Annotated in this window: 23 protein-coding genes; 10 read left to right on the top strand and 13 right to left on the bottom strand. The window is 64.2% G+C overall.

The annotated features are described in order from the left end of the window. Positions 1–14 precede the first annotated feature (14 nt). The gene (locus IC762_RS22780; protein ID WP_195784460.1) at positions 15–959 is read right to left on the bottom strand and encodes an ornithine cyclodeaminase family protein; all 945 of its coding nucleotides are present in this window, start codon (positions 957–959) and stop codon (positions 15–17) included. Between the two features lie 202 nt (positions 960–1,161). Here IC762_RS22780 and IC762_RS22775 point away from each other — a divergent pair, with 202 nt between their 5' ends. Further along, positions 1,162–1,542 (top strand): COG4315 family predicted lipoprotein, encoded by a 381-nt coding sequence (locus tag IC762_RS22775; RefSeq protein ID WP_195784459.1) that lies wholly within the window; start codon positions 1,162–1,164, stop codon positions 1,540–1,542. A 62-nt stretch (positions 1,543–1,604) separates the two neighbouring features. Here IC762_RS22775 and IC762_RS22770 read toward each other — a convergent pair whose 3' ends face one another. Further along, positions 1,605–1,943, bottom strand: a complete 339-nt coding sequence (locus tag IC762_RS22770; protein ID WP_195784458.1) for a hypothetical protein — start codon at positions 1,941–1,943, stop codon at positions 1,605–1,607. A gap of 352 nt (positions 1,944–2,295) precedes the next feature. On the opposite strand from IC762_RS22770, the gene IC762_RS22765 reads away from it, so the two are divergent. After that, positions 2,296–2,517, top strand: a complete 222-nt coding sequence (locus IC762_RS22765) for a dodecin (RefSeq protein WP_195784457.1) — start codon at positions 2,296–2,298, stop codon at positions 2,515–2,517. A 290-nt stretch (positions 2,518–2,807) separates the two neighbouring features. Here the strand turns inward: IC762_RS22765 and IC762_RS22760 are convergent, their stop codons facing one another. Both IC762_RS22760 and IC762_RS22755 read right to left on the bottom strand, forming a co-directional pair. Continuing rightward, positions 2,808–3,368 carry a GNAT family N-acetyltransferase gene (locus tag IC762_RS22760; protein WP_195784456.1) on the bottom strand — a complete coding sequence of 187 codons (561 nt, stop codon included), beginning with the start codon at positions 3,366–3,368 and terminating at the stop codon, positions 2,808–2,810. An 18-nt stretch (positions 3,369–3,386) separates the two neighbouring features. Beyond that, a complete protein-coding gene (locus IC762_RS22755; RefSeq protein WP_195784455.1) occupies positions 3,387–5,744 on the bottom strand; it encodes an Orn/Lys/Arg decarboxylase N-terminal domain-containing protein in 2,358 nt (785 codons plus the stop codon). Between the two features lie 138 nt (positions 5,745–5,882). On the opposite strand from IC762_RS22755, the gene IC762_RS22750 reads away from it, so the two are divergent. Then, entirely contained in the window at positions 5,883–7,040 is a 1,158-nt protein-coding gene (locus IC762_RS22750; protein WP_195784454.1) for an acyl-CoA dehydrogenase family protein, read from the top strand. Between the two features lie 210 nt (positions 7,041–7,250). Here IC762_RS22750 and IC762_RS22745 read toward each other — a convergent pair whose 3' ends face one another. The 4 genes from IC762_RS22745 to IC762_RS22730 form a co-directional block, all read right to left on the bottom strand. Then, complete coding sequence (locus tag IC762_RS22745) at positions 7,251–7,844, bottom strand: tetratricopeptide repeat protein (RefSeq protein ID WP_246801168.1); 594 nt, start codon at positions 7,842–7,844, stop codon at positions 7,251–7,253. Positions 7,845–8,006: 162 nt separating this feature from the next. Continuing rightward, positions 8,007–9,740, bottom strand: coding sequence for an adenylate/guanylate cyclase domain-containing protein (locus tag IC762_RS22740; RefSeq protein WP_195784453.1), 1,734 nt, complete (start codon positions 9,738–9,740; stop codon positions 8,007–8,009). A gap of 93 nt (positions 9,741–9,833) precedes the next feature. Beyond that, positions 9,834–10,388: a PAS domain-containing protein gene (locus tag IC762_RS22735; RefSeq protein ID WP_195784452.1), complete on the bottom strand. Its 555-nt coding sequence runs from the start codon at positions 10,386–10,388 to the stop codon at positions 9,834–9,836. 465 nt (positions 10,389–10,853) lie between these two features. Next, positions 10,854–11,147, bottom strand: a complete 294-nt coding sequence (locus IC762_RS22730) for a GIY-YIG nuclease family protein (protein ID WP_195784451.1) — start codon at positions 11,145–11,147, stop codon at positions 10,854–10,856. A gap of 214 nt (positions 11,148–11,361) precedes the next feature. Between IC762_RS22730 and IC762_RS22725 the strand changes: the two genes are divergently transcribed. Both IC762_RS22725 and IC762_RS22720 read left to right on the top strand, forming a co-directional pair. Then, positions 11,362–12,159, top strand: coding sequence for a rhomboid family intramembrane serine protease (locus tag IC762_RS22725; protein ID WP_195784450.1), 798 nt, complete (start codon positions 11,362–11,364; stop codon positions 12,157–12,159). A gap of 189 nt (positions 12,160–12,348) precedes the next feature. After that, positions 12,349–12,777 carry a CBS domain-containing protein gene (locus IC762_RS22720; protein ID WP_195784449.1) on the top strand — a complete coding sequence of 143 codons (429 nt, stop codon included), beginning with the start codon at positions 12,349–12,351 and terminating at the stop codon, positions 12,775–12,777. Between the two features lie 20 nt (positions 12,778–12,797). Here the strand turns inward: IC762_RS22720 and IC762_RS22715 are convergent, their stop codons facing one another. Continuing rightward, a complete protein-coding gene (locus tag IC762_RS22715) occupies positions 12,798–13,859 on the bottom strand; it encodes a patatin-like phospholipase family protein (RefSeq protein ID WP_195784448.1) in 1,062 nt (353 codons plus the stop codon). A 244-nt stretch (positions 13,860–14,103) separates the two neighbouring features. On the opposite strand from IC762_RS22715, the gene IC762_RS22710 reads away from it, so the two are divergent. The 3 genes from IC762_RS22710 (at position 14,104) to IC762_RS22700 (ending at position 19,088) form a co-directional block, all read left to right on the top strand. Continuing rightward, positions 14,104–15,177 carry a hypothetical protein gene (locus IC762_RS22710; protein WP_195784447.1) on the top strand — a complete coding sequence of 358 codons (1,074 nt, stop codon included), beginning with the start codon at positions 14,104–14,106 and terminating at the stop codon, positions 15,175–15,177. Between the two features lie 178 nt (positions 15,178–15,355). Further along, complete coding sequence (locus tag IC762_RS22705; protein ID WP_195784446.1) at positions 15,356–17,851, top strand: putative bifunctional diguanylate cyclase/phosphodiesterase; 2,496 nt, start codon at positions 15,356–15,358, stop codon at positions 17,849–17,851. A 163-nt stretch (positions 17,852–18,014) separates the two neighbouring features. Then, positions 18,015–19,088 (top strand): TauD/TfdA family dioxygenase, encoded by a 1,074-nt coding sequence (locus IC762_RS22700; RefSeq protein WP_195784445.1) that lies wholly within the window; start codon positions 18,015–18,017, stop codon positions 19,086–19,088. Positions 19,089–19,420: 332 nt separating this feature from the next. Here the strand turns inward: IC762_RS22700 and IC762_RS22695 are convergent, their stop codons facing one another. Genes IC762_RS22695 through IC762_RS22685 form a run of 3 tightly spaced genes read right to left on the bottom strand, consistent with a single transcriptional unit; the run spans position 19,421 to position 20,978 of the window. Continuing rightward, complete coding sequence (locus IC762_RS22695; RefSeq protein WP_195784444.1) at positions 19,421–19,810, bottom strand: MAPEG family protein; 390 nt, start codon at positions 19,808–19,810, stop codon at positions 19,421–19,423. Positions 19,811–19,812: 2 nt separating this feature from the next. Further along, on the bottom strand, positions 19,813–20,556 hold the full coding sequence (locus tag IC762_RS22690) for an SDR family NAD(P)-dependent oxidoreductase (protein WP_195784443.1): 744 nt from the start codon (positions 20,554–20,556) through the stop codon (positions 19,813–19,815). 41 nt (positions 20,557–20,597) lie between these two features. Beyond that, positions 20,598–20,978, bottom strand: coding sequence for a DoxX family protein (locus IC762_RS22685; RefSeq protein ID WP_195784442.1), 381 nt, complete (start codon positions 20,976–20,978; stop codon positions 20,598–20,600). A 148-nt stretch (positions 20,979–21,126) separates the two neighbouring features. Here IC762_RS22685 and IC762_RS22680 point away from each other — a divergent pair, with 148 nt between their 5' ends. Then, positions 21,127–21,504 (top strand): winged helix-turn-helix transcriptional regulator, encoded by a 378-nt coding sequence (locus IC762_RS22680; protein WP_195784441.1) that lies wholly within the window; start codon positions 21,127–21,129, stop codon positions 21,502–21,504. 436 nt (positions 21,505–21,940) lie between these two features. Then, positions 21,941–22,222, top strand: coding sequence for a 30S ribosomal protein S21 (gene rpsU, locus IC762_RS22675; protein WP_195790241.1), 282 nt, complete (start codon positions 21,941–21,943; stop codon positions 22,220–22,222). A 91-nt stretch (positions 22,223–22,313) separates the two neighbouring features. Here rpsU and IC762_RS22670 read toward each other — a convergent pair whose 3' ends face one another. Beyond that, positions 22,314–23,510, bottom strand: a complete 1,197-nt coding sequence (locus IC762_RS22670) for a GAF domain-containing sensor histidine kinase (protein ID WP_195784440.1) — start codon at positions 23,508–23,510, stop codon at positions 22,314–22,316. Between the last annotated feature and the right edge of the window lie 104 nt (positions 23,511–23,614).

Raw genomic sequence — 23,614 nt, 5'->3', positions numbered from 1 at the left:
GCTGCCGTGTCCGTTCAACTTAACTCCCTCCCCAACCGCGCAAACACCGTCTCGCACGTCATCAGATCGAGATGCCCGCCGCCGGCGTTCTTGAAGAACGTGATATCGTCCGCCGACAGTCGGCCCACGACCTTGCCGCCGGCGAGATCGTAGTGATCACCAAGCACGTCGCTCTCACGGATTGCGCCACTGGCAATCGGTTGCAGAATATCGCCGACGCCGTCGAAGGCGGATTCGCGGCGGTCGACGAAGATGCGCGAGCGCCGCGCGGCCTCGTCGTCGGCCTCGCGGGTCTCAGGGGTGAAGCCGCCGACCAGATCGAGATGAGTGCCGGGCCGCAGGTTCGCGCCCTTGACCAGCGGATCGCGCGAGCGGGTGCAGGTGGTGATGATGTCGGCCTCGCGCGTCGCGGCGTCGAGATCGGTGACGGCTTCGGCGGCAATGCCATCGCGCGCGAGCTGCGCGGCGAGCTCACGTGCGCGCTCCACCGTGCGATTCCAGATTTGCATGCGGCGCAGCGACGGCCGCACGGTGCGGTGGCCGCGCACCAGCCAGCGCGCCATCTCGCCGGCGCCGACCACCAGCAGCGTCTCGGCATCCGCCCGCGCCAGGTGCTTGGCGCCGAGCGCGGAGTCGGCTGCCGTCTTCCAATGCGTGATCTCGGCGGCATCCATCACCGCGAGTGGCCTCCCGTCATTGCCGTCGAACAGCACGCACACTGCCTGCACCGCCGGCAACTTGCCCTGAGCGAGGTTGCCCGGAAAGCTGGTGTAGAGCTTGGTCATCATGAAGCGGCCGGCATCGACCGCGCTGCGGGTCACGAGTTGCTGGCCCTTGTCGTCGCCGAGATAGCCGTCGCGCACCGCGATCTTCGGCCGCCGGTGCGCGGCTTCGATCGCCCCGATCAGGATCGGAAAGGTGAGGACGCGGTTGACTTCGCTGTCGTCGACAAATTGCACGCCGGTCTCCTCCGAAGCCTCGTCGATGGATAACGCGCGGGCCGGGGCAGTCAAGCCTTTGGGCGGTATCGACGCGCGCTTCGGTGCTTATTCCGCCGGTGCGACAAAACGCCGAAAAATTCTTTACGCGCGGCGATCGGAATAGAGGGCGGCGTGGCGCGTTTCTATACGTGCAACCATTTGCATTCAAACAGGAGACATCATGAAGACGTCACTCGCGCTCGCCACCGCATTGTCACTCGCACTGGCATCGGCCGCCTTCGCGGCGCCGCCGACCAAGACCGGCTCGACCCCGAAGGGCTCGGTCCTCACCGACGCCAAGGGCATGACGCTCTATACGTTCGACAAGGACAGCGAGGGCAAATCGGCCTGCAATGGCCCGTGCGCGACCAACTGGCCGGTCCTGAAGGCGGAGGCCAGCGACAAGGCCGACGGCGGCTACAGCATCATCTCCCGCGACGACGGCTCGAAGCAATGGGCTTACAAAGGCAAGCCGCTCTACACCTTCGCCAAGGACCAGAAGCCCGGCGACATCACCGGCGACGGCTTCCTCAACGGCGCCTGGCATCTCGCGCAGCCCTGAGCCACGGCATCCGATGAGCACTGCGATAACGCCGTGCTCATCGGCTCCGCACCGGCTGGCGGTTAGCGGCCGCCACCACCACCACCGCCGCCACCACCACCGCCTCCGCCTGCGCTGAGGAGGCCCTGATTGTAGCGCGGGTCGGACTGCTTCATGTAGGCGGGCGAGATGTCGCGGTTGCGCGCGCGGCCGTAATCGACCTGCGGAGACGGCGCGCCGCATCCCTCGTTGAAGAGGAAATAGCTGCATGGCGGAACGATGCGGGGCTGAAACGCATTGGCGGCGGTCGTGGTCAGGACCGTGGTGGCGACGGCGGTGACCATCACCGCAGTCGTCGCCAGCGTGGTCGTGGTCGCGAGCGCGATCAACGCTGCTGACGATAGTCTCGATCTGATCGACATGAAAAGTCCATCCTTCGGTTCGGCGAAACCGGAATGGCTCGCTCGCGAGGTTGGACGAAGCGGGATGAATGAGGGTTCGAGCACGCGCACGACAACGTGAAGCAGCGACGGCCGTGGACAACAGGATTCGCGCGCGCCGGTTCAGCTAACCCACTCTGCGATCAGGCCTTACGCCCGCCGCCGCAGCGCCATGCCGATCGTGATCCAGCTCACACCGGCGCAGATCAGATCACGCTGAGGAAGATGCCGAGCACGACGGGCGCCGGGATGGCGGTTCGCCGATGGCACCAAAAGCAACGCGGCACGTTGGTCCGGTGCTATCTGCTTCAGAGGACAGGCCAAGGAGGTCGTCATGCCCGCCACTCACGACACGGACCACGTCTACAAGATCCTGGAATTGGTCGGATCATCGGACAAGAGCATCGAAGCGGCGATCGAGAACGCGGTCAGCCGCGCCTCGAAGACGATCCGCGAAATGAAATGGTTCGAGGTCGTCGGGACGCGCGGCCATATCGAGGACGGCAAGGTCCGCCACTACCAGGTGACGCTGCGGGTCGGCTTCACGCTGGAGTAGGCGGCTTCGAGCGACGGGCATATCGCTAGTCCCGTCATCCTGAGGAGCGCGAAGCGCGTCTCGAAGGATGAATCGGCCCGACTGGTGGCCGTCGATCCTTCGAGGCTCGCCAGTGCTCGCGCCTCAGGATGACGGGATTGACGGTGTTGCCACACGTGTCGTCCCGGCGAAGGCCGGGACCCATCACCACCGGCGGCTATTGCTACGCAACGGCGGAACGACGAGTCCCGTTCACTGCATCGGCTGCGGCGTATGGGTCCCGGCCTTCGCCGGGACGACACGGGAGTCCATCACCGCCGCGACAGTGGTGCGGGTGGCGGCGGCGCGGTGGCGCCCGCCGCGAGCGAACGCTGCACCATGATGGTGTCGGACCAGCGGCCGTAGCGGTAGGCGACGCCGGGCAGATGCCCGACACGCGCGAAGCCGGAGCGGTCGTGCAGCGCCAGCGAGGCGGCGTTGTCGCTATCGATGTAGCCGATCATCTGGCGGAAACCGGCCGCCGCGCAGGTGTCGATCAATTCCTGCAACAGCTTGCCGCCGACGCCCTTGCCGGTGAACTCGTGATGAATGTAGATCGAGTGCTTCACCGTGTAGCGGTAGGCCGGGCGCTTGCGGAACAGCACCACATAGGCGTAGCCGACCACCTCGCCGTTGCAGACGGCGACGAGGTGCGGCAGCCGCGTGTTGCGCAGATTCTTGCGACGGTCGCGCAGATCGTCGGGCTCCGGCGTGCCGGTGTCGTCGACGCTCTCCTCGACGCCGTGACGGATGTGATGGCGGTAGATCGCGAGCATCGCATCGACATCGCTGTCGCGCGAGGAACGAATGGTGATCTTGTGATCATTCTCCATTAGGGGCCGTCCGTCCGCTCACTCGGCCACGACATAGGTATAGAAGCGGACGCGACCGGCGACGTCGATCTCCTTGTAGAGGCCCTGGACCTCGACCTCGAATCCGGGGAACGCGTTGAAGCTCGATTCGAACATCTTGAGATAATCGATCATCGGCTTGCTGCGTTCGGTGAGCCGCTCGCCGGGGACGATGGTGGCGATCCCGGGGGGGTAGACCACGAACGGGGTCGCGGCGATGCGGCCGTAAATCTCGTCGATCGGCAGATAGTCGACGTCGTTGCGGATCAGGTACTGCGCGGCCTGGCGCGGCGACATCGCGATCTCGGGCAGGTGTTCGGGCAGGAATTGCTTGGCCTGCAAGGTGCTGACGCCGCCGTCGCGGAAGAAGCGATGCATGTCGCCGCAGAGGTCGCGCAGCCGAACCCCGGTGTAGCGTTGCGGGCGACGGCGGAAGAACTCGGGGATGACATCCTCGATCAGTGCGTTGTCGTCATGCAGCTTCTTGAAGGCGACGAGGCCTGACACCAGCGTGCCGGCCTTGCTGGCCTCGACGCCTGGTGTCAGCAGGAAGAGCAGGGAGTTGAGATCGTTCTTCTCGGCAACGATCTGGTTCTCACGCAGATATTGCGCCACGACCGGCGCGGGGATGCCGTGGTCGGCATAGGCGCCGGTTGCGTGATCGAAGCCCGGTGTGAGCAATGTCAGCTTGTTGGGGTCGGTCATGGCGAAGCCCGCGGTCAGATCGGGAAAGCCGTGCCAGGTCTCGCCCGGGCTCAGTTGCCAGTACGACGGATCGGTCGCGAGCTGGTCGGTCGAGATCGTCTCCCAGGCGACGTTGTGCACGCCGCCGTCGCGGGCGACATCGGGAATCTTGACGCGATCCGGCACGAACGGCTCGAAGAACCAGCGGCGCTCCGCGCGCGTCTCCTTCTCCTCGAACTCGCGCTTCACGGCGCGGATCTTCTTGCGCAGCTCGATGCCGAGCCGGATCGTATCGTCCCACAGCACTTCGCCGGAGCGGCCTTTCATCATCTGGGCGCCGACGTCGAGCGAGGCGAAGATCGGGTAGAACGGCGAGGTCGAGGCGTGCTGCATGAAGCTTTCGTTGAAGCGGCGGTGCTCGACGCGGCGCTTCTGACCCTTGATGTGGCGATCGCGAATGTGGATCTGTGAGGCCTGCGAGAAGCTCGCGAGCTGCTTGTGGGTCGATTGCGTCGCGATGATGCCGGGCGCCTCGGGGCCGAGATCGGACAAGCCCATCGCGAAGCGGCCGGCATAGATCGGGTGGAATTTCATGAAGCCGGCCCAGGCCTCGTCGAACAGGATGTAGTCGCAGAGATGACCGATGCGCTTGAGGATCATCTCGGCCGAGTGGATGGTGCCGTCATAGGTGCACTCCTCGACCACGGCGACGCGGAACGGTCGCTCCTTTTTCCAGGCGTTCTCGTCCTTGACCAACGGGTGCTTGCGGATAGCGTCGCGGATGGCGCCTTCGTCGAGCAGGTCCCAGCGCATCGGCCCGATCAGGCCCCAGGCGTTGCGCACCGTCGGCACATAGACCGGGATGCCGCCGCCGATCAAGAGCGCGCCGTGATGGGCGGCCTTGTGGTTGTTGCGGTCGAACAGTACGAGGTCGCCGTCGGTGACCAGCGAGCCGAGCGCCACCTTGTTGGAGGTCGAGGTGCCGTTGAGCACGAAATAGGTCTTCTCGGCGCCGAAGATCTTCGCCGCTTCCTTCTGCGCCCGCAGCGCCGGCCCCTCATGGGTGAGGAGGTCGCCGAGGTCGAGCACGGAATTGTCGAGGTCGTCGCGGAACACGGCTTCGCCGAGATGCTCGACGAACACCCGGCCGATCGGGCTGCGGCTGTAGAACACGCCGCCATTGTGGCCCGGGCAGGTCCAGAGCTGGTTGCCTTCCTCGGCATAGTCGACCAGCGCCCCGAAGAACGGCGTCTTCAGGTTCTCGGCATATTGCTTCAGCCTGGAGATCAGGTTCTTGGCGATGAAGGGCGGGGTCTCCTCGGACAGGAACACGTAGCCGTCGATGAAATCCAGCACCTCGACCGGCAGGTCCTCGAAGCGCTTGCGGCGAATCAAGAGGATGATCGGGAAGTCGAGGCCGCGCCGGCGCATCAGATTGATCAGCGCCGCAGTCTTGCCCTCAAGTCCCTTCTTGCCCCAGTCGACCACCATGCAGCCGATCGCCGCATCGGTCTGCACCGCGATCTCGGCGTCTTCCAGCTTGCGGGCACGCACCACTTCGAAGCCGGAGCGCTCGATTTCGCTGATGATCTGGTTGAAGCGGATGCCCTCGAGGTCGTCGGCCTCGAACACCGGCGCGGCGAACAGGAAGTTGAAGCGTTTGAAATAGTCCATGCGGGTCCCCGAGCTGTATCGGGCAGACGTGTCGGCACTATTCATGACAATTGGATGACGGTGCGACCAGAAGCGTGATGGTCAAATTTGCGCCGATGGGTTGAATTCGGCTGCCTCGCTCCGGGGAAGGAAACTGCCATGGACATGCCTGCCGCCAGCCGTGTTGCCGATCATCTGGCCGCGCTCGACCGGCTCGCTCCGTTGATTGCCGAGCAACGTCCGCAATTCGACCGTGACCGCAGGCTTTCCGACCCCGTCTTCCAGGCGCTGGCCGAGGCCGGAATGTTTCGCCTGTATCTGCCGAAGGCGCTCGGCGGCCCGGAATTCTCGCCGCTCGATTTCATGACTATCGTCGAGGCGGCCGCCGCGCTCGATGGCTCGGTCGGCTGGCTGGTCGGCAACGGCGGCGGGATGAGCCGGCTCGGCGGCTATTTGCCGGAGGATGTGGCGCGGAGCTGGTCCGCCGATCCGCAGACGTTCGTCTGTAGCGCCACCGGCGCGGTCGGAACGGCCGTCGAGGCCGAGGGCGGCTACAGGGTCAGCGGCCGCTGGCCGTTCGGCAGCGGCGCGCATCACGCCACCAAGTTCATGGGGCTCGCCAGCGTCAAGGGCACCGACGGCAAGGACGGACCGCCACTGTGCTGCTATGTCGACCGCTCCGACGTGCGCATTCACGACACCTGGTTCGTCTCCGGGCTGCGCGGCACCGGCAGCTGCGACTTCGAGGTGACGGACGTTTTCGTACCCTTCAGCCACATCCATCCGCTGGTCGATTTCAAACCGACGCAACCCGGCATTTCCTATCGCCTGCCGGGGCTATCGGCATTCATGTGGACGGTCTCGGTCGTGCCGCTCGGCATCGCACGCGGCGCGCTCGATGCCTTCATCGCGCTGGCGGCCAAGAAGCCGCGGCTCGGCGGCGGCGGCCTGCTGCGCGACGGCGAACTGGTGCAGTCGCTGGTCGGCCGCGCACTGGCCGTGCTGCGGTCCGCCCGTGCGCTATTGGTCGAGGCCATGACGGAGCTGATGGAAGCGGTCGAGAGCGCCGGCGACCGCCTGTTCGAGGCGCGGATCGCGTTCCGGATCGCCTGCGCCAATGCAGCCGAAGGCGCCGCCCGGATCGTCGAGATGATCGCGGCGCCGGCCGGGACGGCGGCGATCTTCGAAAGCGGCACGCTCGAACGGTCGATCCGCGACGTCCAGGCCGCGGTCAAGCACGTGGCGATGACGGCGAACAGCTACACGCTGGCGGGGCGCGTCAGCCTCGGCCTGCCGCTCGGCACCACGCGGTTCTGACGCGTGGCAGCGCCGAGCTCAAGATGACGGTGATGGATGTTGGCGCACGGCCTCTCCACGCGCGTCGTCTGACGAAAGCCAGGACCCATAACCACTGTTTTTAGTTGTGCGCGGGATCGTGGCCCCTGCGTCGCGCAACGACAAGCGGCTGGGGTAATGGGTCCTGGCTTTCGCCAGGACGACAATGGAGTATGTGGCTCCGTTCGCGCGTCAATAGACGAGCGTCGTCCCCGGCGGTTTCTCGAGCGCGGCCGCCAGCGTGCGATACTCGGTGCAGTCGGTGCCGCAGATCGCGGCGATCCGGCTCAGATGATATTCGGCCTGATCGCGGTTGCCCTGTTCGATTTGCCACAGCCCGTAGTAATTCCAGGTCAGCACATGGTTCGGATCGGCCTGCAACGCGCGCTCGTACCAGACCTGCGATTGCTTGTAGTCGCCGAGCTTGCGGTAGGAATAGCCGATCAGGTTGGCGACGTTGGGATGCTCGTCGTGGCCGAGCGCATGCAGCTGATCGATCCCGGCGGCATAGTCGTTGCGCTCGTAGATCGTCGCATAGGCGGTGCGGTAGCCGTCGCGAAACGTCGGGTCGTCGAACAGCGACGACTGCTTGGTCGGCTTCTTCGGCTTGTGCGTCGTCCTCCTCTCCCTTTGCTGGGGAGGGGACGCCGGCGGCGTGCTGTAGTCCGCGCCTCCGGCGGGGCCGCCGCCTGCCGCGATTGCTGATTGCGGCGGGCTCAGGACGAACGGCATGGTCAGGAGCGCCGCGAGCCCCGCAAGCTTCATCGGCGACGTGATCTTGGTCATAATGGCCTCCCGCTTTCGTTGGCGTGGAGTCTAACTCCGCGCCCTGCGAGACATTCCCGTGCGGTCGGAAAAAATGTTTGCGGCGCTCGCGGCCGCGCTCGCATCGGTGTTGGAAACTAACATCGGTGTTAGGATTGCGCGGTCGAGGTCCGGTGCGAGAGGCTATTTGTGCTCGAGATGCCAGGCGCCGTCCCAATCCGCTGCCGGCGGGGTCTGCCGGAAAGCCTCGACGCGGGCCTTCATCGCAAGTGACGGCCCGTCGCCCGGTACCGCGTCGAGCGCGGCGGCGAAGGCGCGCGTCGCGTCATCCCAGCGCTGCTGCCGATAGGCGGCGAGGCCCTCGGCGTAGTGCTGCACGAGCTGCGTCACGGCCGGCGTCAGCTCGCCCTTCTTGCCCATGATCTCGAACACGGTCTGCGGCTGGCTCTGGCCGACCACGACGAGGCGATCGATCTCGCGCAGTTCGATGCTGTCGGCGCAGCCGGCCGCGGTCGCATCCGAGATCAGGCTGCGGCTGCCGTAGAACTTGTTGGCGCCTTCGAGCCGCGAGGCGAGGTTCACGGTGTCGCCGAGCACGGTGTAGCTCATCATGAATTCGGAGCCGATGCTGCCGACCAGCGCCTCGCCGGTGGCGATGCCGATCCGGATGTCGCAGTCGGCCGGGATCGCGCGCACGCCGAGCAGTTCGGGCAAATCCTTGCGCAGCTGCGCGACGCGTCCGATCATGTCGATGGCCGCGAGCGCGGCAAGATGGGTCTGCTCGGTCTCCTCGACAAAGGGCGCGCCCCAATAGGCCATGATGGCGTCGCCGATGTATTTGTCGATGATGCCGCGATGGGCATGGATCGGCTCGGACATGGTCGAGAGATAGAGATTCATGATCTTGACCAGCCCGCGCGGCGTCACGCCCTCGCTCAGGGTGGTAAAACCCTTCATGTCGCAGAACACCACGGTCATGACGCGGCGCTGGCCTTCGGTGGCGGCGATCGCCGGCTGGTCGAGCAGGCCTTCGGCGATCCGCGGATTGATGTAGCGGCCGAAGGTCTCGCGGATGCGCTGGTTGTGGCGCAGCGTCTCGATCATGCGGTTGAAGGCGGCCGAGAGCTGGCCGATCTCGTCCTGCGTCGTGATGGTGATGGCGCCGTCGAGCCGGCCGGCCTCGACCTCCTTGGTGCCTTCCAGAAGCCGCATCACCGGGCGCGTGATGCCGCTGCCGACCAGCATCGCGAACATGAAGCCGAGCACCGCGGCGATCGCGGTGACGATCGCCGAGACGATGATGGCGTTGCGCTGCGCCCTCGTCACGTTCTTGGCGCTGTTGCCGACCTGGGCCAGCATGTCGGCGCGGATGCCTTCGATCCTGGCGTTGAACTCGTCGCGCAGCACCTCGGCGTGGAGCATGGTCTTGCGGGCGGAAGCGAAATCCTTGGCGTCGAGCTGATCGAGGACTTCGCTGTTCTCCTTGTTGAGCCGGACCAGCAGGTCGTTCAGGACATTGTCGATCCGGTCGTCGATGCGCCCGAGCGCGGCATTGTCGGAGGGCGTCGAGGGATCCTCGATGATCGCGACGATCAGCTTGCGCGCGGCATTGGCCTCCTCGGTGATGACGGGATTGATCTCCTCGAATGTCTTGCGCGCGGCGGTGTAGGTCTCGTCCTCGGCCGGTCCCTGCATCTTCGCCATCATCATCCGCCGCATCGCGAGCGAGCGCTCGAGCGAACGGACATTGACGCGGGCGAGATGTGCGTAGGCCGGAATGTAGCGGTTGGTCAGCTCGTCCAGGAGGTGGCCGACCTGGCCCGCCATCACCATCGACAGCAGCGATGTCACCACCGCGAGGATGATCAGCCCCGTGGCAATGCCGACAATCTTCTGTCTGATCGACTTTCGAAACATGCCCTGCGCCAGCCCGGCCGCCGCCGTCTCTCCAGCCGGCGGTCAATCAGCTAATAGAGTTCCGCCCGGCACCGTGCAAGCAGGTGGGCGGCGCTAGCGCAGCCCCTCATAGACCATCAGGCCGCGGGCGACCGCGAGCTTCCGCAGTGCACGCGGCACGAACCGCTCCGGCGGATGCAGATAGCGCCACGAGGTCAGCGTGAGATCGCGCAGCGTGGTGGTGGTGTCCTCGAACGGCGCGAGGAGCCCGGTCAGGCTCGCTGGCACGTGGACGCGGGCGGTGAAGGGCAATAGCAGCAGTTCGAAATATGCTTTTGTGCCCGCCGCGTCGATTGCGGTGAGGCCGGCGATCGCCGGCAGCGTCTCCTCGGCGACGCAGGTGATGATGTCCTCGACCTCGCGGCGGCTCGCGCCGTTGAACAGCGCCGAAAAGCTCTGATTCTTGAGGTCGCAGCCGAGCAGGGCGGAGATCCGCGTGCCGGCGACGCGGAAGGGGTGGCCGGCCTCATTGTCGTAGGACAATACGAAGATGTCGGCCAGCAGCTCGCGCACCGCGGACGGCTCGAACTCGCTCCGATCAGGTGCGCGCGCATTGCCACGCTTCGCATTCCAATAAGCGAAGAATTCGCGGCTGGAGCTGTGCTTCATCTAAAGAACCTTGCCCGGCACCTGTCTCGCCGGGACACATCTGTGCCGGTTTCGCGCAAGCGCCTTTCCTTCTCTGTTGTGCAGGGAACCCTGTGCAGCGTCCATGCCGGGGCCGCGTTTTGGGCGGCTTATGGGCAGCTTTGTGCCGTTAACGTAAATTTAACTATGCGCTTGGCGGCCGCCCGATGCCCGCGTAGGGTCCGCTTATTCCCGTTCACGCCGGCTGCCCCAAGCGCCAGCGTCGGACACGTACACAGGTGGCGTCAAACAGTTTGGTCACCGCGCGGGGAGGGGTGGGGATGCCCCCAAATCCCTCCGGGGCGCGAGAAGATCAGCAGACCGAGGGAGGGCGTTCTCAGCGCCCTCCCTTTTTCTTCTTTTGTCGGGTCTCATTTCTCTCGTGTCCCGGACGCAGCGCAGCGCGAAAGCGCTGCACTGCAGAGCCGGGACCCATGCCAAACGCGATCAAGAATTGAGCTTCGCGCTCAAATCCCGCCAATCCGGATTAAGCCCTTCGATCAATTTGATCTTCCATGCGCGCCGCCACCGCTTCAGGGAGTGCTCGCGTGCACGCGCCTCCAGGATGGAGTCGAACGCTTCGAAGTAAACCAGCTGATCGACGCCGTATTGTCGTGTGAACCCCGGAACGAGCTTGGCTTTGTGCTCGGTGATACGGCGCGCAAGGTTGTTGGTCACGCCGACATAGAGGGTCCCGTTTCGTCCGCTTGCGAGGATGTAGACGAAGAATTGTGGGCTCATTTTCAACCCGGATGAGGGTAGAGAGATGAGAGTTTCGCAAGTTCGGCGAGCGTTGCCAATTGCCGTGGGTCCCGGCTCAGCGTCGCAACACTTCGTGCTGCGCCGCGTCCGGGACACGGAGAGTTTGCCCCAATTGCCCCCAATTGTGCACTTGCACAGTGCGGTGAAAGCCGCCTATCTGGGCCTCAAGCACCGTAGCGAGGTCCGCGACCCCTTGGACTCCCATTCTGACTTACCGCCCGCGCCGCCGCCGGAGGCGCCGCGCGAGCCGATCCTCACTTTGCCGCCGGCGCTCACCGCCTACATCGTCCTGCTCGCGGTGATCCATCTGCGTGTGCTGCTGCCGCCGGAATTGGAAAACTGGACCATCGACGTCTTCGGCTTCATCCCGAAGCGCTACGATTCGACGCTGCTCGACATCACCTTCCCGGGCGGCGACGGCGCCAAGGTCTGGACCTTCGTCAGCTATTCGCTGCTGCACGCCAATCTCACCCATATCGGCTTCAACGTGCTGTGGCTGTTGCCGTTCGGCAGCGCGCTGGCGCGGCGGTTCGGCGCGGTGCGCTTCTTCATCTTCATGGCGGTGACGGCGGCCGCCGGGGCGCTCGCGCATCTGTTGACCCATGAGCACGCGATCGCGCCGATGATCGGGGCGTCGGCGTCGGTGTCGGGCACGATGGCGGCGGCGATCCGCTTTGCCTTCGTCAAGGGCAGCTTCCTCTCGTTCAGCCGGGGCGATGCCGAGGCGGCGGCCAGGGTGCCTGCGCTGTCGCTGTCGCAGGCGCTGCGCAACGGGCGCGTGCTCGCATTCCTGGCGATCTGGTTCGGCGTCAACATCGTGTTCGGCGTCGGCTCGCTGGCGATCGGCGGCGACGACGTCAGCGTCGCCTGGCAGGCCCATATCGGCGGTTTCCTCGCGGGGCTGCTGCTGTTCGCGCTGTTCGACCCGATCCCGCGCACGCGAGATGATGCTGCAGATGCGTCATCGGTGGACCAGTCCGGCCGCGTCTGATCGCCGCTTGCGGGCGCACGCGAATTCCTCCATCATCTTTGCAACGCGAGATAACGCGGGCTGAAAAATGCAGCCCTGCTACTGAACGCGCCGCGGAACCGAAATCGGCGCGGAACTGTTGATTGATAGCTCAACGAACAGTCTCGATCCCCAGCGCAAGGGGACGCGAACGGATTCAGGGAGGCGACAATGACGGTACGTTCCATTCTCGATGCAAAGGGCCACCAGATCATGAGCGTCGAGCCCGGCGCAAAGCTCTCGGCGGCGGTCAAGCTGCTCGGCGAGCGCAGGATCGGCGCGGTGCTGGTGATGGATCAGGGCCGGATGGAAGGCATCCTCTCGGAGCGCGACATCGTGCGGGTGCTCAGCGAGCGCGGCGCTGCCGTGCTCGATGAGCCGGTGAGCACAGTCATGACCAGGAAGGTCGTGAGCTGCCGCCAGTCCGACACGGTCAGCGGCATCATGGAGATGATGACGACGGGAAAATTCCGCCATTTGCCCGTGGTCGAGGACGGCAAGGTGGTCGGGCTGATCTCGATCGGCGACATCGTCAAGCGGCGCGTGCAGGAATACGAGCACGAGCAGGAAGCGCTGCGCGACTACATCAAGACGGCCTGACTCCTCAACGGCCTGAATCTTTATTGGCCGTTGCCGGCGGTGCCGCTCGACGGCGGCACCAGGATATCGATCGCTTCCTCGATGGCGCCGATGGCGCGTTCGGCGGCGCGGATGCCGTGTGCGATCAAATCATCGGCGCGGTGGAAGTCGAACCAGCCGATCTGGCCGACCCGCGGCGAGATCAGCATGTCGGGCGGATCGCCGGCCAGCCGCGCGCGGGTGATGCGGTCCTGCATGATGTTGAAGGCGTCCACCATGACGCTCGAGATACCGGGCCGCGTCGCGCTGCCGAAGAATTCGCGCTTCATGGTGCGCTCGGCGGAGAAGAAACGGCTGAAGCGGCGCTTCGGCGGCTCGGGCGAGGGCTCCGGCTCCAATGTCGCTTCGGCGGTCACCGCGACCGTGACCTCGGGGGCCGGCGCGGCTGCACCATGATTGTAGATCGTGGTCGAGTGCGCGAACACGTCGCTGGAGAGGTTGGCCGCGATCACGATCTCGGCGCCGAGCGCGCGCGCTGCCGAGACCGGCACCGGGTTGACCAGCGCACCGTCGACCAGCCAGCGGTCGCCGATCAGGACGGGGGCGAAGATGCCGGGCAGGGCGTAGGAGGCGCGCATCGCATCGACCAGCGGGCCGTGGGTCAGCCAGATCTCGTGGCCGGTGCGCACCTCTGTCGCGACACTGGCGAACTTGACCGCGAGGTCCTCGATCATGGACTTGCCCAGCGCCGCCTCGATCTCGGCGGCCAATTTGGCGCCGCCGATCAGGCCGGAGCCGTTGAGACGGATGTCGAGATAGCCGAGCACGCTGCGCGGCTGCAGGCCGCGCGCCCATTGCTCCAGCGTCTCGATATGACCGGCCGCATAGGCGCCGCCGACCACGGCGCCGATCGAGGTGCCGACCACCACATTGGGGACGATGCCGTGGGCCAGCAGGGTCTTGATGATGCCGATATGGGCAAAGCCGCGCGCCGCGCCGCCGCCGAGCGCGAGCCCGATCACCGGACGGCGGACCGGTCCCAGTCCCACCTTGTCGGGGCCGTCGGAGCTCTTCTGGCCGCGGCCCATCCAGCTATCCAACACGATCAATCTCCTGCCGACGCAAGGTTAAGCCCGGCAGCGGGCCTGCGCCAGCGACGTTGATGTTCATGGTTAGTCCTGAAGGCATGGTTCATGCCGGTTGGACGGCCGTAGGTGGGGATTGTGACTGGACCGCGACGTCGTGGCTAACATCGGCTTGAACGCCTGGTTCCAACAGGGGACGGCGCCGCCGGGGATCGCCATGACGGCTTGAATTTGCCGCGTTTTCGTTGAAAAGCATGGGCCCATGACTTCCAGGGGCGGCAATGGCATCGGCAGGTGCGGGCGGAGCATGCGGCTCCTTCCGCTGGTCGTGCTTGTGGCCGTGATATCGGCCCTGATGCCCGGTTCCGCCTCGGCGCAATGGTTCAGCGATCGGCCGCCGCCGGTGCCGCCGGCCGCAGTCCCGGAGGCGCCGGCCGCGCCTGCGCTCAATCTGGCGCCGCCCTCTGGGGCCGGATCTGGCCCCACTTTGCCGGGCCCGCTGAGCCAGCCGACCATCGTCCAGCCATCGGTGGCGACCATGCCGCCGGTGACGCCGCCACCGGGCACCCCGACCGCGGGCCAGGCGGTGCTGGCGCTGACCGCGCGCTACGGCAAGGATATGGCGCCCATCAATGGCGGGCTGGTCTGGCGGGTGTTCGCCGACAAGCCCGACGAGAACGGCACCTTCAAGCTCATCCGGGAGGATCGCGGAGCGACGCCGAACATCGTGCTGCCGCCTGGCAATTACGTCGTCCATGTCGCGCTCGGCCTGGTCAGCGCGGTGCGCGCCGTCAGCCTGAAGTCGGAGACCGACAAGGAATCCTTCGTGCTACCGGCCGGCGGCCTGCGCATCGAGGGCCGGGTCGGCAGCAGCAAGATCCCCAGCAACCAGATTTCGTTTGCGATCTACAAGGGCAGCCAGTTCGATGGCTCGGATCGCGGCCCATTGGTGCCGAGCGTCGCCGCCGGCGACGTCGCGCTGCTGCCGGAAGGCACCTACTACATCGTGTCCAATTATGGCGACGCCAACTCGGTGGTGCGCTCGGACATCCGCGTCACGGCGGGCAAGCTGACCGACGTCACCGTCACCCATCGCGCCGCCGTCATCACGCTGAAGCTGGTCGGCGAGAAGGGCGGCGAGGCGCTGGCCAACACCGCATGGTCGGTGATCACGCCGGGCGGCGACGTGATCAAGGAATCGATCGGCGCGTTCCCGCGCGTCGTGCTGTCCGAGGGCGAATATCGCGCGATCGCCAAGAACGAAGGGAAGGTGTTCGAGCGACCCTTCAACGTCGTCAACGGCGTCGACGGCGAGGTCGAGGTCATCGCGCGCTGACTTGCGTGCGAAACCTTCATGCGACTGTCATAGTCTCTAACCCGAACTAACCATCGCGCGAATTTTTGCCGTCATAATCGTGCCCGCGCTGCACCGCACGCCCCACTTTTTACATGACGTTAAGCCCGGTGGACGTTGGATGCCGCGGGGACAAGCGTTTGCGTGAGCGGGGCGTGCCATGGTCATGGCCAACAACAAATCAGCCAAGACATCGACAAAGACATCGGCCAAATTCAATTCCGAGATGTTCGCCGACGTGCCGGTCCTGCAGCGCAAGTGGCAGGCGGCCGTACGTCCGGGCGAGAAGTTGCCGCATTATGAGGACGTGATGCTCGGCAGTCTCGGCCGGCTTGCGGACCATATCGTGCTGCTGCGGGACGTCGATGATGCGCTCCGGGTTTCCCAACCCGGCCGCTACGTCCAGGGCTGGCTGAACGACGATCGCTGGGACATCCCGCTCGGAGCACTTCCGCCGGATTGCGCCACCGCACTGACCGAAGCCGCGGCGAACGCGCGCGAGAACTGCCGTCCCTACCTCGCCTCGGCGCATTGCGTGCGTGAAGGGCTGGTGCGGACCTATGACGTGCTGGCGCTGCCGACGCGGTCGCGCTGGGGCGGCATGCTGGTCGGGGTCTATGTCAACGAGCGCAACGCGCAGTACAATCTCCTGGATACGATCTTCTCCGCCACCGATGAAGGCGTGCTGTCGCTCGCCGCGATCCGCGATGCGCGCGGCGAACCGGCCGACTTCCAGGTCGTGCATCTCAACGAGGGCGCCGCCAGGCTCCTGATGCAGCCCGCGACCGATCTTTTGTGGCGCAGGCTCAGCGCCGGCGGCAATCCGCTGGCTGCGTCCGAGGTGACCCGAACACTGCGTTCCTTCGTCGGCGGCGGCGCCGGCGGCCAGTTCGAGATCGACAGCGGCGATCGCTGCCTGCGGCTCGGCGTCACCGCGTTCGGCGATATGCTGTCGCTGACGGTGTCCGACGTCACCGCGCTGAAGCAGCGCGAGGTCTCGTTCCGCCTGCTGTTCGAGAACAACCCGATGCCGATGTGGGTGTTCGACGCCCATACGATGGATTTCCTCAGCGTCAACGACGCCGCCGTTCAGCACTACGGCTATTCCCGCGAACAGTTTCTCGGCATGACGCTGCGCCAGATCTGGCCGGAGGATGAGTGGTCCGTGCACAGCGCGGCGTTGCGCGAGATCGGCGACGTCTACCAGTCGAACCGCGATTGGCGCCACATCCGCGCCGATCGCGCCGAGATCCACGTGCTGACCTTCGGCCGCAAGGTGACGTTCGAGGGCCGCGACGGCTACCTGGTCGCGATCGTCGACATCACCGAGCGTCGCGCCGCCGAAGCGCGCATCGCCCACATGGCGCATCATGACGGGCTCACCAACCTGCCGAACCGCGACTTCTATCAGGAGCGGCTGGGCGAGGCGCTGGAGCGCAGCCGGTCCGGCCACAAGCGCGTCGCGGTGATGGGCATCGATCTCGATCTGTTCAAGAACGTCAACGATTCCTTCGGCCATCCGATGGGCGACCGGCTGCTCAAGCTGGTGGCGGACCGGCTGCGCGCGGAGGTCCGCGGCGACAACGTCGCGGCCCGGCTCGGCGGCGACGAGTTCGCGATCGTGCTCGCGGCCGATGTCTCGCCGAACGACGCCAGCGCCTTCGCCGAGCGGCTGATCGGCACGTTGAGCGCACCCTACGATATCGACGGGCTCGAGGTCGTGGTCGGCGCCAGCATCGGGATCGCGCTATCGCCGGGCGACGGCACGACGTCGGAAGAGCTGATGCGCAACGCCGACATGGCGCTGTACCGCGCCAAGTCCGAGGGCGGCGGCGTGCACCATTTCTTCGAGCCGGAAATGGACCAGCAGGCGCAGAAGCGCCGCGACATGGAGCGCGATTTGCGCCCGGCCTTTACGACCGGCGAGTTCGAGCTGCACTACCAGCCGCTGATCGATATCGCGGCCGATCGCATCTCCGGCTTCGAGTCGTTGCTGCGCTGGCGGCACCCGCACAAGGGCATGATCTCGCCGGCGGAGTTCATCCCGGTCGCCGAGGACATCGGCCTGATCGTCGCGCTCGGCGAATGGGTGCTGCGCGAGGCCTGCGCGGAGGCGATGAAGTGGCCGGCCGACGTCAAGATCGCCGTCAATCTGTCGCCTGTCCAGTTCCGCAGCCGCAACCTGGTGCAGGCCGTGATCTCGGCGCTGGCGCATTCCGGCCTGCCGGCGCGTCGGCTCGAGCTCGAGATCACCGAGTCGGTGTTCCTGGCGGAGACCGAAACCAATCTCGCGATCCTGCATCAGCTGCGCGAGCTCGGCGTCAGCATCTCGATGGACGATTTCGGCACCGGCTATTCCAGCCTGAGCTACCTGCGCAGCTTCCCGTTCGACAAGATCAAGATCGATCGTTCCTTCGTCAAGGACCTGGCGCGGCGTTCCGACTGCCTCGCGATCGTGCGCGCGATCTCCGGTCTCGGCCGCAGCCTCAACATCACCACGACCGCGGAGGGCGTGGAGACCGTCGACCAGCTCGACTGGTTGCGTGCTGAAGGCTGCAACGAGGTGCAGGGCTTCTTGTTCAGCGCCGCGAGGCCGGCAGGCGAGATCGCGGCGCTGCTGAGCGGCTTCGCGGAGCGCGCGTCGAAGGCAGCGTGATCGCTGGTATCGCTCGTCATGCCCGGGCTTGACCCGGGCATCCATCTCACTGCGGACGATTGCCTCTGGTTTGCCTCTGCGTTTGGCAGGCAGAGTTGCAAACGAATGGTTGGCACAATATCGTCGATGGTCCGACGACCGGTCATCTCGGGAGCCAACAAACATGAATGTGGTCTCAGCGCCCAGCAGGATCGATCGCCCTCCGGGAAAGGTCGACGTCGTATCTGCCTGGCGAGGTGCGGAGATGAAGGTCAATCCCGATCGGTGGTTGATATCGCTCACCGCCAGCGAGATCGCGGAGATCGAGGACGCGGCTGAATCATATCTTGGCAAGAGCAAGAAAATCGCCGACATCACCAAGGAAAGCTTTCTGCTTCCTCACTTCGGCGCGCACCTGGAAGAGCTCAAGAGAGAGCTCCTGGTTGGCCCGGGTTTCGAACTGATACGCGGGCTGCCTGTGGCCAAGTACAGCCAGGAGCTCGCCGCTGCAATATTTTGCGGGGTGGGCGCGCATCTCGGATCGGCGCGGTCTCAAAACGCAGCGGGTCACATTCTTGGTCACGTCCGCGACATCGGCGCCGATGCGAAGGATCCGAACACCCGAATCTACCAGACTTCGGAAAGGCAAACATTCCACACCGATTCTTCCGACGTGGTCGGACTGTTGTGCATTCGCGAGGCGATGGAGGGAGGCGACTCTCTTCTTGTCAGTACGGCGACGATCTACAACGAGATGTTTGACGCGCGTCCCGACCTTGCCGCCCTGTTGTTTGATCCCATCGCGACAGACCGGCGAGGCGAGGTGCCGGAGAACGAGAAGCCGTATCTTGAGATTCCGGTGCTGAATTGGCATGCCGGGTTCCTGACCGGCTTCTATCAGCGTCAGTATATCGACAGTGCGCAGCGCTTTCCCGATGCGCCACGACTGACGCCGGCTCATGTCGAGGCCCTCGATCTGTTTGACGCGCTTGCAAACGACCCGGCGCTGCATTTCGGCATGCGGCTCCAGCCGGGGGACATGCAGTTCGTTTACAATCACGCTCTGTTGCACGATCGGACAGCGTTCCGCGATTGGCCCATCGCAAGCCAGAAACGCCATTTGTTGCGGCTCTGGCTGAGCATGGAAGGCGACCGACCGCTGCCCGACTGCTTCAAGCAGCGCTATGGTTCGATCGAGATCGGCAACCGTGGCGGCATCATTACCAAGGGTACCAGTCTGAACGTGCCGTTGGATTGAAGATCGTATCATGCGGGTCTTCTGGATCGGAGTTGGAGTCATCGCGGCCTCGATTTTCGCCGTCGTCCCGTTGTTCGCGAAGATCAGTTGTCGCGCGCGGCGGAGCCCTCTCGAAGTAGCTTGGACCTACGAGCACGGGTGCATGGTGAACGTCCGTGGCGTCCTGATTCCTGAGGCGAACATCAGCGTTGGCGTTGGGCCTACGCCAGCGCCCTCACGCCGCTGAATGACCGCGCGTATTCATAAGTTCGGCCATGTCCGCTTCGCTCCAATAACGACCGCTGTTGTGCAACCGCAACAAATGGCTCATGGGCGATCTGCTGACGTCCGGGCTACCAAGGGGCAGCGTCCAGAACGAGGCGTCCAGCCGAAACAAGCAGCGCTGCGTAAGTAAAGAGCATCCCGAAACCGCGCACTGCCTCCAGTCCGCGAAGCATGCCAATTGCATGTAGGAGCCGCCCCAACGCAAGCGTCGTCCCGATGGCGACAACCATCCAGGCCGGGGCGACCTGCGCCTCGACCAGGCACAGCGAAATCACCCCGAGCGGAACGTACTCGATGAAATTACCCTGGGCGCGAATGCGCCGACGCAGCGTCTCATCGGCGCTGTCGCCTACCATCTTCCCGACCTTTGCGCGGCGCAGCGAAATGGGAAACGACAGGGCGACAAGGGCGACAGCGAAGGTTGCCACAAATATGGAAGTGATGGGAAGTACAGTCATGGCTAGCGCGCGCTGTCGATGATTGCGCCGCCGTCAGCGGTGAGGCTGGCTCCTGTTACGAACCGTGCGTCCTCGCTCGCAAGGAACAAGACGACCGGCGCCACGTCATTGTCCGGCGAGCCGTGACGGGCAAGCGCGTTTGTCGGCGCGGGTACGTTTGCAGCAGGATCCCATGTCTCCGCGAGCGGCAGAATGTTGTTCACGGTGATCTTGTCGGCGCCCCATTCGCGCGCCGTGGTCCGGGTTAGGGCGCGAACGGCCTCTTTCGCCATATTGTAAGGCCCGTAACCGGGCAAACCGATGACTCCCGCCATCGACCCAAAGTTGATGACGCGCCCTTCACCGCTTGCTTTAAGATGGGGATAGCAGGTCTGCATCGTCCGCAGATAGGCGATCGGTCCCGTCTCGAAATTGCGCTGCAATTGCTCCGCTGAAAGATCAATGATGGATGAGAGAGGCGCAGACGGGTCGAAGGCGTTGTTCACCAGAATGTCGACACGGCCATAGGAAGCGAACACCTTATCTACCGCGATCTTGATCTGGTCAGCCTTACTGATATCGCAGACGACGCTCAGTGCCGTACCACCGGCCGCTTCGATCTCCGCGACGACAGCATCCACGTTTGCCGGTGTGAGTGACAGGACCGCGACCTTTGCGCCTTCCGCTGCGAACAGCTTCGCGGTAGAGCGGCCGATGCCGCGACCGGCGCCAGTGACGATGGCAACTTTTCCTGCGAGTCGATTCATGTTCATTTCCTTCGTTGTTGTGTTGATCGTTTTTCCTCGCGTCAGAGCAGCCCGTAGGGCGACGCGATTGCGCGAGCGGCGTTCTGCGTAACGAAAGAAGTGATGAGCAACGCGAGGCCCACGACGGCGGGCGCGGCCTCGTTGGGCTTCCGAACGGCGACGTGCGCCAAGCCGGCTAACAGTAGATGATAGAACATGCCGGCGTAAGCGAGATCGCTGAGCCCCACGGTGACGCGCGAAAGAATTGCGGCTGTGCCCAAGATCTTCACGGTGATCATGAGGGACACGAGGTAGGTCGGGTATCCGAGATCGGCGAGAGCCTGCCGCACCGATTTCCCTTTCGTCAGGTACATAAGGGCGGAGGACAGGTACAGCAGGCTCAAGAGTGCCGTGCTAATCCAGTAGGTGTAAATCGTAGCCATTCGGTCGTCGTGATTGCTGATGCGACAGCAACTCCTCTGTTCGTGCTGATTTGCGTTGCAGCTGCAATTTCCCTGTGCCTTGCAACGCACGCCGAAAATGCGGATCAAGATGGTTCTTCGCAAGTAGGATGAATAACCTGATGTAGGTATGGAGAAGCAGACTATGAAAGACGCCAAGGTAAACATGCACGAGGAAATGCGGCGCGCGTTCGCGCTGCTCTCAGGCAAGTGGAAACTGGAGATCATGTGGCTGCTCAATCAGCGGGTCTATCGCTTCGGAGAGCTTCGAAAAGCGATCCCCGGCATCACCCAGCACATGCTTACGGCGCAACTTCGCGAACTCGAAGCAGATGGCCTCGTATCGCGCACGGTATTCGCGGAAGTGCCGCTCCGGGTCGAATATGAAATCACCAAAAAGGCGCGGGGGCTCGGTCCCACGATGGAGGCGCTAACGGCATGGTGGCATGAGTATGGAAAGACCGTGCCAGCAAAATCGGGCGGCCGTGGCCGCAAGGCCAGAGTCTGAATGCTTTAACTCAAGCCGAGAGCGAAGCCAAACTGCCAGCGCTTTCGAAAGTTCGCCATGGGTCATTCTCGACCAATTTGGCCGGGATAATCGGTTGGCTGATGTCCGCTTTACCGGCAAACCGATGCTGCCCAACAAAGCCGCGTGGTGTGCAGGGCTTCCTGTTCAGCAGCGAGGCTCGGGGAAACGAGCGGATTTGCGGAGCGTGCGTCGAAGGCGGCCTGACGCGTCAGGCCCGATGTGCGACCGCATTATCGATTGACATGGTCGCGCCGGAGTGTTCACGTCGGTTTGGCGCGAACCGCGGCGAATAGATCGGCTTGTTCGACGCCGGCGAAGGATCGCCGTCATCTTATCCGCACAATTTGGTCAAGTTCCGGCGCAGCTGGCTGCCATGCCGGACTCGTCGCGTTTCGCAGCCCAGCAAGGAAAAGCGATGCAGGTATTGGTTCGCGACAACAATGTCGAGCAGGCACTTCGCGTGCTGAAGAAGAAGATGCAACGCGAGGGTGTCTTCCGGGAAATGAAACAGCGGCGGTCCTACGAAAAGCCCTCGGAACGGAAGACCCGCGAAAAATCCGAAGCCATTCGCCGCGCACGCAAGCTCGCCCGCAAGCAGGCGATCAGGGAAGGATTGCTTCCGGCGCCGCCGAAAAAGAAGCTCCCGGAGCGGAAGCCGGCCTTGCCGCAGCTCGCCAGCAAGGTAGGCGCAGCGTAAACGGCGCCCTGGTCACGAGCGGAATGACGAGCTAGCGAGGCATTTCCCGGGCGACTATCGCGGTGAAAACCCGCGGTTGGCCGATCAACGTTCAACGCAACGGCATTCGAAACGTGAAGATCGTTTCGCTGTCGTTGGAATCGACGGTCAGCGTTCCGTCATGGGCTTTTGCGATTTCGGACGAAATGAAAAGACCCAGGCCCAAGCCTTGCAGCGATTGTTGGACGTGACCGCGATAGAATGGCTGAAACAGCTTCGCCATGGCTTCGGGGGAAATCGCCGATCCCGAATTTGAGATGCAGAGCTCGAACTCCCCGGCCAGCGTCGTCGCCTCGACGAAGATCGGCCGTTCCGACGAGCCGTGCGTAATGGCGTTGGCGAGCAGGTTGGAGATGAGCTGGCCAATACGCGGGCCGTCGCAATAGACGTCGTCGCTCAGCCTGAGATCGGTCTCGATCTTCCTGCCCGGGTGAATCGAGCGAAGCTCCTCGACGACGTGATTGATCACCGGCTCGACGGACTGGCTGGAGCAGTTCAACGAAATCCCCGCACCCAGCCGGCCACGCGTGAAGTCCATGATGTTGTCGATCAGGCTCGCCATCCGGGCGACGCTTTGGTGCATCGTGGCGAGAATTTCCGTCTCTCTATCCTTTGCCTTTGGAAGCATGCGCACGCCTGCGGAAATCGACGCGAGCGGATTGCGCAGGTCGTGCCCCAGGACCGCGATGAACTGTTCGCGGAGTTCGGCCGTCTTTCGTTCGTCGAGAAGCGTCGCCTCGCTCCTCTTCAATCGATCGAACGCATCGAGCTGCGTTGCGATGAGTTCGGCAAACAGCCGAAACGTTTCGATCGTTCCCGGATCTGACAGTTTTGCAGGCTTGGGATCGATCGCACAGAGCGTCCCGAAGAACGATCCGTCCCCGAGGATGATCGGCATCGAGATATAGCTTTGAAGGCCGTATTGCCTCGGCGTGTGGTGCGAGCAGTAGATCGCATCGTCCGCAACGCTGTCGATGACGACCGGCTCGCGGCTGGCTCGAATTTCATCGCAGATCGTCGATTTGACGTCGAGCTCGCCGCCTGGCTCAAGACCGAATTTCAAATAGTCCAACGACGCGCAGCAGATCCATCGATCTTCGGTGACGCGCGCGACCGCTGCGAACCCCATGCCCGTCGTACGGCAAACCGCATCGAGAATCCGTGGAACCGCATCAATGTTCTGGACGGCCGCAATGTCGGCCCTGAGATCTTCAGACAGAGGCGGCGCGCCTGGCGTCCGGTCGACCATGTTTCCTTGCACATCCTCGCGGAACAAAAGACCCTGGTCTGGACGTCCCGACTGCCCATTTGACCGGCGTGCATTTAAGCACCGTTACCGGAAATAGCGACGGA

The sequence above is a fragment of the Bradyrhizobium genosp. L genome (assembly GCF_015624485.1).
Lineage (GTDB): Bacteria > Pseudomonadota > Alphaproteobacteria > Rhizobiales > Xanthobacteraceae > Bradyrhizobium.
Note: the sequence above shows the minus strand (reverse complement) of the source record. Positions and strands in the feature narration are given on the sequence as shown.